We start from the raw sequence: 7,218 nt of genomic DNA on the forward strand, positions 1-7,218 counted from the left end.
CGGGCAGGAACGCGAGGGCCGCGCCCGCCGCACCGCCGCAGACCACGCCCGCCCAGGTCAGGGCGTCGGGCGTCACGCCGTGCGCGGCGCACCCCGCACGGACACCGGAGAGCCGGTGCGCGTACCAGGGCTTGAGTGAGTAGAGGCCGTTCATGGAGGCGACTCTGCTCCTGATGGCGTCCGGCCGGATCGGCGTGCGTACTCAACTCCCGCCTGAGTAGCGCGGGGTGTCACCTGGGCGCCGTCGGCCCGCACGCGGCTCTCCCCGATCCGGTCCGCGCGGCGCGGCCGGAGCGGCCGGAAACCGTTCCCGAGCCGGGCCCGATCCGCGAGCTCAGCGGGCCGAAGGCGTGAGGTCCGTCTCAGATAGTAGGAAGTCCGAGTAATTGTGGAGACAGAAGCAGCGACCTGTCCTAGCTTTGTAGGAGCCGAACGTCTCGCTTACTGGCGAATGGCGGTCGTGAGCCGGAGCACCGGGCAGGCAACCCCTGCCGCTCCCGCTTCCCGCCCCTTCCGGCGCCTCGAAATCCCCATAGGTGCGCGCGTTTTCGCGCGTCCCGTGTGATCTCAAGGAGTCGATCACCATGGCCACTGCGACACCCGCCCGCCGCCGAGTCCGTCACGTCTCCCCGTCGCGCGAAGCCGACCGGCAGTCCGCCAAGAGTGCCGCCGCCGCCCTCCAGCGCGCGCTGGACCGCAGGGACAACGGCGGCGAGACCGGTCACTGAGACCGGTCGCCGGGGCCGGCCGCCGCGACCCGAGCGGTCACGGAGATCCGGGCCCCCGTCGTACCTCGAAGTGGTCGACGCGCGTGCCGTCCTCGGCCAGCGCGGAGACCTTCATCCGGCCCTTCTCCACCTCCACCGCGAGGAACGAGAAGCCCGTGTACCGGACCCGGGACCACTCCACGGTGTCCGGGGCGGGCAGACGTGACGCGGTCCAGTGGAAGGTGACGATCGCCTCCCGGTCGTCGACCTTGCCTTCGTGGCTGTCCCGCACGCCGGGCCCGAAACCGTAGAGGTCCTTGCCGGCGCCGCCCGCGGTGACGTACACGATGCCGTCGCGCGTCGGATCGGTCGACGCGCCGACCGGCACCGGCTTGCCCACCTCTCCGCTGCCGCCGCCCCTGATCGCGTCCGTGCGCTCGTAGACGTGGTTGTGGCCGTTGATCACCAGGTCCACCTGGTGCTCGGTGAAGAGCGGCAGCCACGCGTCGCGGACCCCGCCGTCCGAGGCGTGCGTGGACGTCGAGTACATGCAGTGGTGGAAGAAGACCACGACGAACTCGATGTCGTCGCGCGCCCGCAGTTCACCGAGCCGCCGGTCGAGCCAGGCGGTCTGCTTGCCGTCCGTGCAGCCCTTGTTGGCGGGAATCTCGTACGAGACGTCGTTGGCGTCCAGGGCGACGACGCCCAGGTTCCCGTACACGAACGAGTAGACGCCCGGGGCGTTGCGCGGGTCGGGGCCGTTCTCCGGCAGCGACCAGCGGGCGCTCTGCCCGCCGTAGCCGTTGGGGGAGTACCAGGCCTCCATGTCGTGGTTGCCGGTCGTCACCATCCACGGCACCGACTTCGCGACCGTCTCCGTCTGTGCGAGGAACTGGTCCCACACCCGGGCGTCGTAGGTGTCCGCCTCCTTGCCGTGGCCGGTGCCGTCGGCGTAGCAGATGTCGCCCGCGTGCAGGTGGAAGGACGGGTTCTGGCCGAGGATCACCTGGTCGTTGGCGAGCGCGTCATAGCTCACGCCCTGATCGCCGAAGGCGGTGAAGACGAAGGTCCCGGGCGCGGCCGGGGCGGTGCGGAACGTGCCGAGCGTGCCCAGGCGCTCCGCCGAGGCCGGGTCGAATCCGTCGTGGCCGACGCCGTAGTAGTACGTCGTGCCGGGTCGCAGGCCGTCGAGCGCGACGTGCAGATAGTGCTGCTCGACGGCGGGCAGCCGCTTCGACAGCGCGGGGGTGTGCAGCGCCCGCACCTCGGCCTCGACCTTCCGGCTCAGCTCCCAGGGCGTCAACCCCACCCGCACATAAGGCCTGTTGACGGCGAACGGCACCTGCCACGAGATCCGCATCTGCGTCTTCGGGTCGGCCCCGAAGGCGAGGTGCCGCCCAAAAGGGGCGACCAGCGAGCCGTCGACCCGCACGGCCGCCCTGTGCGGCGGCCCCGGCGTCGCGGACACCGGCGCCGCCGCCGCACCGCCGCCGAGCAGCGCCGCCCCGCCCACGGCGCCCGCGGCCCCGGTCAGCGCCCGCCGCCTGCTGAACTTCGTACGGAGGTACTCGTGCTGCTCGGGCATGCTCATCCGCCGCGCGAGCCGGGGCGGGATGCCGACGTCGGGGGTGTCGTGGGCAGGGCTCATGCCAGAGAACTTCCCAGTGACCCCCAACACCCGTCATACGTAAGGGTGAACAATGAGTGGCGGCACTGCGGTTCCGCGGATACGGGGTCCGCATGCTGGACACCGCATGTCAATCCATGGGACTGGGAGTACGGTGCGGAACATGTCTCGCAGCATCAATCTCGCAGTGATCCCCGGTGACGGTATCGGCCAGGAGGTCGTGGCCCAGGGTCTGAAGGTCCTCTCCGCTGTCCTTCCGCAGGATGTGAAGCTGGAGACCGAGGACTTCGACTTCGGCGCCAAGCGCTACCACGCGACCGGTGAGACGCTCACCGACGCCGACCTGGACGCCCTCAAACAGCACGACGCGATCCTGCTCGGCGCCATCGGCGACCCGTCGGTCCCCTCCGGCGTGCTGGAGCGCGGCTTTCTGCTCAAGCTCCGCTTCGCCTTCGACCACCACGTGAACCTGCGTCCCTCGAAGCTGCTCCCGGGCGTCCCGACGCCGCTCGCCGGCCAGCCGGAGATCGACTTCGTCGTCGTCCGCGAGGGCACCGAAGGCCCCTACACGGGCAACGGCGGCACGATCCGCAAGGGCACCGAGCACGAGGTCGCCACCGAGGTCTCCGTCAACACGGCCTTCGGCGTGGAGCGCGTGGTCCGCGACGCCTTCGCCCGGGCCCAGGCCCGCCCCCGCAAGAAGCTCACGCTGGTCCACAAGAACAACGTGCTCACCTTCGCGGGCCACCTGTGGACGAACGTCTTCCACACGGTGGCCAAGGAGTTCCCCGAGGTCACCACCGACTACATCCACGTCGACGCCGCGACGATCTACCTCGTCACCGACCCGGCCCGCTTCGACGTGATCGTCACCGACAACCTCTTCGGCGACATCATCACCGACCTCGCCGCGGCCGTCTCCGGCGGCATCGGCGTCGCGGCCTCCGGGAACATCAACCCGAGCCGCGAGTTCCCCTCGATGTTCGAGCCCGTCCACGGCTCGGCCCCGGACATCGCGGGCCAGGGCAAGGCCGACCCGACCGCCACGGTCCTCTCGGTCGCCCTCCTCCTGCGCCACCTCGGCTACGAGCCCGAGGCCGCGCGCATCGAGACGGCCGTCTCCGCCGACCTCGGCGAGCGTGGTGACACGGTCCGCTCCACGGAGCAGATCGGCGACGCCCTCGCCGCGCGAGTAGCCGGCTGACCCGGCGCTCATCCCCTCACGAGAAGCCGCCGGGCCGCAGATCTGCACCCGGCGGCTTCTCCTGTGCGGCCCCCGGGTGCCACCATCGACCCCTGGGCCGCATCACGCCGCACCCCGCACTCACCAGGCCCGTTTCGAGCACACCTCAGCACGCGCGATAATCGAACGCGAGGCCGCGATGTACGTGGAAGCTCGGACGTCCTAGTACAAGGAGTGCAGACGTGAGCGCGGTCCGTCACAACCAACGGTGAAGGACACGCAACCATGACGACGCCCACGATCGAGCTCAAGCCCTCTGCCAGTCCGCTGTCCGCCGCGGAGCGTGACGCGATCCTGGCCAGCCCCGGGTTCGGCCGCCACTTCACCGACCACATGGTGACGATCCGGTGGACCGAGGGCCGCGGCTGGCACGACGCGCAGCTCGTCCCGTACGGGCCGATCTCGCTCGACCCCTCCACGCACGTGCTCCACTACGGCCAGGAGATCTTCGAGGGGCTCAAGGCGTACCGCCAGCCCGACGGCTCGGTCGCGGTCTTCCGTCCGGAGGCCAACGCCCGCCGCTTCCGCACCTCCGCCCGCCGCATGGCCATGGCGGAGCTGCCCGAGGAGCTGTTCATCGAGGCGCTCGACGCGCTGCTCGGCCAGGACGGCGCCTGGGTGCCGCCGCACGGCGGCGAGGAGGCCCTGTACCTGCGGCCGTTCATGTTCGCGACGGAGGCCGCGCTCGGCGTGCACCCGGCCAACGAGTACCTGTTCATGCTGATCGCGTCCCCGTCCGGCGCCTACTTCGCGGGCGGCGTCAAGCCGGTCACGATCTGGGTCTCCGAGGACCACGTGCGCGCCGTGCCCGGCGGCACCGGCGACGCCAAGACCGGCGGCAACTACGCGGCGTCGCTGCTCCCGCAGGCCGAGGCCGCCGCCAACGGCTGCGACCAGGTCGTCTACCTCGACGCGGTGACCCGCACCAAGGTCGAGGAGAGCGGCTCGATGAACGTCGCCTTCGTGTACGGCGACCGGATCGTCACGCCGTCGCTCACCGGCTCGATCCTGGAGGGCATCACCCGCGACTCCCTCCTCCAGGTCGCCCGCGACCTCGGCTACACCGCCGAGGAGGGCGTGATCACGCTGGAGCAGTGGCGCGCGGACGCCGCCTCCGGCGCGCTCACCGAGGTCTTCGCCTGCGGCACCGCCGCCGTGGTCACCCCGATCGGCAGGGCCAAGACCAAGTCCGGCGAGTGGACCCACGGCGACGGCACCCCCGGCCCGGTCACCCTCAAGCTGCGCGAGGCCCTGCTCAACCTGCAGCGCGGCACGGCCGACGACACGCACGGCTGGATGCACAAGCTGGGCTCCTGACGCCAGACCCGCACACGGCCCCCGTACCGCAACCGCGGTACGGGGGCCGTGTACTTCCCCGGGCCTCAGGCCTGCTCGGCGCCGAAGCCCGCGAACATGTCGAGCAGTTTCTGCTGGGCGTCCGGGCCGAACATCAGCGTGAGGTTGGCCGCGGAATCGGCGGCCGTCGCCTCGCTGCGCGGGAAGAGCTCCTTCTCGTACGCGGCGAGAGCGGCCTCCGTGTCGCCGGGGTGCTCGACGAGCGCGCGGGCCAGCTCGGCGCCGTCGAACATGGCGAGGTTGGCGCCCTCGCCCGCGAACGGCGACATCAGGTGCGCGGCGTCGCCGAGCAGCGTGACCCCGGGCACCCGGTCCCAGGTGATGCCGACCGGGAGCGCGTGGATCGGGCGGGGCACGAGCGCGCCCGAGGAGTCCTCGACCAGGGCGCGCAGCCGGTCGTCCCAGCCCTCGAAGAGGGCGAGCACCGCGGCGCGCGCGGCCTGCGTGTCGGAGAAGTCGATCGAGCCGAGCCACTCCTCGGGCGCCTTCACCGCGACGTACGTGTGGACGCGGCCGTCGCTCTCCCGGTGCGTCAGCAGCGCGCGCCCGTCGCCCAGGCTGAAGGTGCTGCCGCCGCCGGTGAGCGCGGTCACCTCCGTGTGCCGCCCCGTGCCGGGCAGCAGATCGGCCTCCACGAAGGAGATCCCGGTGTACGCGGGGCGGGCGTCGCTCAGCAGCGGGCGGATCCGGGACCAGGCGCCGTCGGCGCCGATCAGCAGGTCCGTGGTGAAGCGGCTGCCGTCGGCGAGGGTGACCAGGTGGCGGCCGGGGACCTCGGTGGGCTGCGCGCCGGTGACCTTCGCGCCCCAGCGGATCGTGTCCGCGGGCAGCGAGTCCAGCAGGATGCGGCGCAGGTCCGGGCGGTTGACCTCGGGGCGGCCGCCGTCGCCGTCGTCCGGGTCGTGGCTGCGCACGGTGCCGTCCGGGTCGATGACCTTGGACTCCTCGCCGCCGGGCAGGACGATCGCGCGGAACTCCTCGTAGAGACCGGCGGCGCGCAGGGCGGCCTGCGCCGTCTCCTCGTGCAGGTCGAGCATGCCGCCCTGGGCGCGGGCGCCGGCCGAGGTGTCGAGGTCGAGGACGGTGCAGGCGACGCCGTTCACGTGCAGGACGCGGGCGAGCATCAGGCCGCCGAGGCCCGCGCCGACGACGGCGATGGGGTGGTGGGGTGTGGCGTTCATGGCGGCCTCCTTGGTCGGGCTCGGGCAGGTTCGTCCCTCCACGGTAACGAACATGTTCGTAACGAACAAGTTCGTAGCACGTCATGCGGGCAGGAGTCGGTCCGGCCCGCTGCCGCGGTGCGGTCAGGAGTCGGTGAGGCGCGGCTCGGGGGACGCCGTGATGCCCGCGATCAGGGCGGCGAAGCCCCAGTCCCGCCGGGCCTCGCCGGACCCGGAGACGATCACGTCCGCGAGCCGGCTCAGCTCCGGGTGCCGGGCGGGGGAGGCCGTGGCGATCGCGGCGGCGGTGGCGTCCAGCGACCTCGCGTCGTCGCCCGCGTGCTCGGCCGCCGTCGCCGTCGCGTTCTGCAGGAGCAGGTCCACGCCCCACGCGGCCCGGGCGTCCGGCACCCCGCCTTCGCGGAGCAGGGCGAGCACGGCCTCCACCAGGTCCAGGTAGTGCTCGCCCGAGGGGTGCACGGTCAGGGCGGACCGGGCCAGGGACGGGTAGCGGAACAGGGTGTCCAGGTACGAGGTCAGCAGCCCGGTCAGCCGATCCTGCCAGGCGGTCGAGGCGTCCCGGACCGGTGCGAGGTCCACCTCGGCGAGGAGGGCGTCGAGCACCGCCGCGTGCAGCTCGTCCGTGTTGCGGACGTAGACGTACAGCGAGGCGGGCCCGGTGTCGAGCTCGCGGGCGAGGCGGCGCATGGTCACCTTGCCGAGCCCCTCGGTGCGCAGGACGTGCACGGCCGTGGCGACGATGCCGTCCCGGCTCAGGGCCGGCTTCGCCGGGCGCTCGCGGCGGCTGCGCGGGGTGTGCGGGGTGCTGTTCCGGTCGGTGCTGGTCACGGGCACACCGTAGTCGCCCACCCTTTCCCTCGACCGATTAGAGCAGTACTCAAGACGTCCATTTCCCAGTTACAAGCACATCTTTCCTCTCTTCCTCTTCAGGGTTTAGAGTGGCGTTCAAACCTTGAGGAGGTGTTGACGGCGTGCGACTGACCCCCACCGAGCGCGACCGGCTGCTGCTGTTCGGCGCGGCCGAGCTGGCCCGGGCCCGCAAGGCGCGCGGCCTGCGGCTCAACGTGCCCGAGGCGACCGCCCTGATCGCGGACACCGTCTGCG

At 71.8% G+C, this 7,218-nt stretch carries 7 protein-coding genes; 4 read left to right on the top strand and 3 right to left on the bottom strand.

Annotated elements, in window-relative coordinates:
- The first annotated feature begins 584 nt into the window (after positions 1 to 584).
- Positions 585 to 728: a hypothetical protein gene (locus G3I40_RS46710; protein WP_203645751.1), complete on the top strand. Its 144-nt coding sequence runs from the start codon at positions 585 to 587 to the stop codon at positions 726 to 728.
- Between the two features lie 37 nt (positions 729 to 765).
- On the opposite strand, the gene G3I40_RS41240 is transcribed toward G3I40_RS46710, so the two are convergent.
- Positions 766 to 2,355: a metallophosphoesterase family protein gene (locus G3I40_RS41240; RefSeq protein ID WP_203645753.1), complete on the bottom strand. Its 1,590-nt coding sequence runs from the start codon at positions 2,353 to 2,355 to the stop codon at positions 766 to 768.
- A gap of 142 nt (positions 2,356 to 2,497) precedes the next feature.
- Here G3I40_RS41240 and G3I40_RS41245 point away from each other — a divergent pair, with 142 nt between their 5' ends.
- Both G3I40_RS41245 and G3I40_RS41250 read left to right on the top strand, forming a co-directional pair.
- On the top strand, positions 2,498 to 3,538 hold the full coding sequence (locus G3I40_RS41245; protein ID WP_164559931.1) for a 3-isopropylmalate dehydrogenase: 1,041 nt from the start codon (positions 2,498 to 2,500) through the stop codon (positions 3,536 to 3,538).
- A gap of 264 nt (positions 3,539 to 3,802) precedes the next feature.
- Positions 3,803 to 4,894, top strand: a complete 1,092-nt coding sequence (locus G3I40_RS41250) for a branched-chain amino acid aminotransferase (protein ID WP_164559932.1) — start codon at positions 3,803 to 3,805, stop codon at positions 4,892 to 4,894.
- Between the two features lie 65 nt (positions 4,895 to 4,959).
- Here the strand turns inward: G3I40_RS41250 and G3I40_RS41255 are convergent, their stop codons facing one another.
- Together G3I40_RS41255 and G3I40_RS41260 are read right to left on the bottom strand one after the other, a co-directional pair.
- A complete protein-coding gene (locus tag G3I40_RS41255; protein ID WP_239092251.1) occupies positions 4,960 to 6,114 on the bottom strand; it encodes an NAD(P)/FAD-dependent oxidoreductase in 1,155 nt (384 codons plus the stop codon).
- A 123-nt stretch (positions 6,115 to 6,237) separates the two neighbouring features.
- Positions 6,238 to 6,942: a TetR/AcrR family transcriptional regulator gene (locus tag G3I40_RS41260; RefSeq protein WP_164559934.1), complete on the bottom strand. Its 705-nt coding sequence runs from the start codon at positions 6,940 to 6,942 to the stop codon at positions 6,238 to 6,240.
- 143 nt (positions 6,943 to 7,085) lie between these two features.
- On the opposite strand from G3I40_RS41260, the gene G3I40_RS41265 reads away from it, so the two are divergent.
- On the top strand, positions 7,086 to 7,218 hold a 133-nt coding region (locus G3I40_RS41265; RefSeq protein WP_343245193.1), incomplete at its 3' end, for an urease subunit gamma.

This window comes from Streptomyces sp. SID14478 (assembly GCF_010548525.1).
Lineage (GTDB): Bacteria > Actinomycetota > Actinomycetes > Streptomycetales > Streptomycetaceae > Streptomyces.

Bases quoted from the DNA above. Each gene is read 5' to 3' on its own strand.
- G3I40_RS41255 (WP_239092251.1), bottom strand. From the start codon at position 6,114: ATGAACGCCACACCCCACCACCCCATCGCCGTCGTCGGCGCGGGCCTC.
- G3I40_RS41240 (WP_203645753.1), bottom strand. From the start codon at position 2,355: ATGAGCCCTGCCCACGACACCCCCGACGTCGGCATCCCGCCCCGGCTC.
- G3I40_RS41250 (WP_164559932.1), top strand. From the start codon at position 3,803: ATGACGACGCCCACGATCGAGCTCAAGCCCTCTGCCAGTCCGCTGTCC.
- G3I40_RS41245 (WP_164559931.1), top strand. From the start codon at position 2,498: ATGTCTCGCAGCATCAATCTCGCAGTGATCCCCGGTGACGGTATCGGC.
- G3I40_RS46710 (WP_203645751.1), top strand. From the start codon at position 585: ATGGCCACTGCGACACCCGCCCGCCGCCGAGTCCGTCACGTCTCCCCG.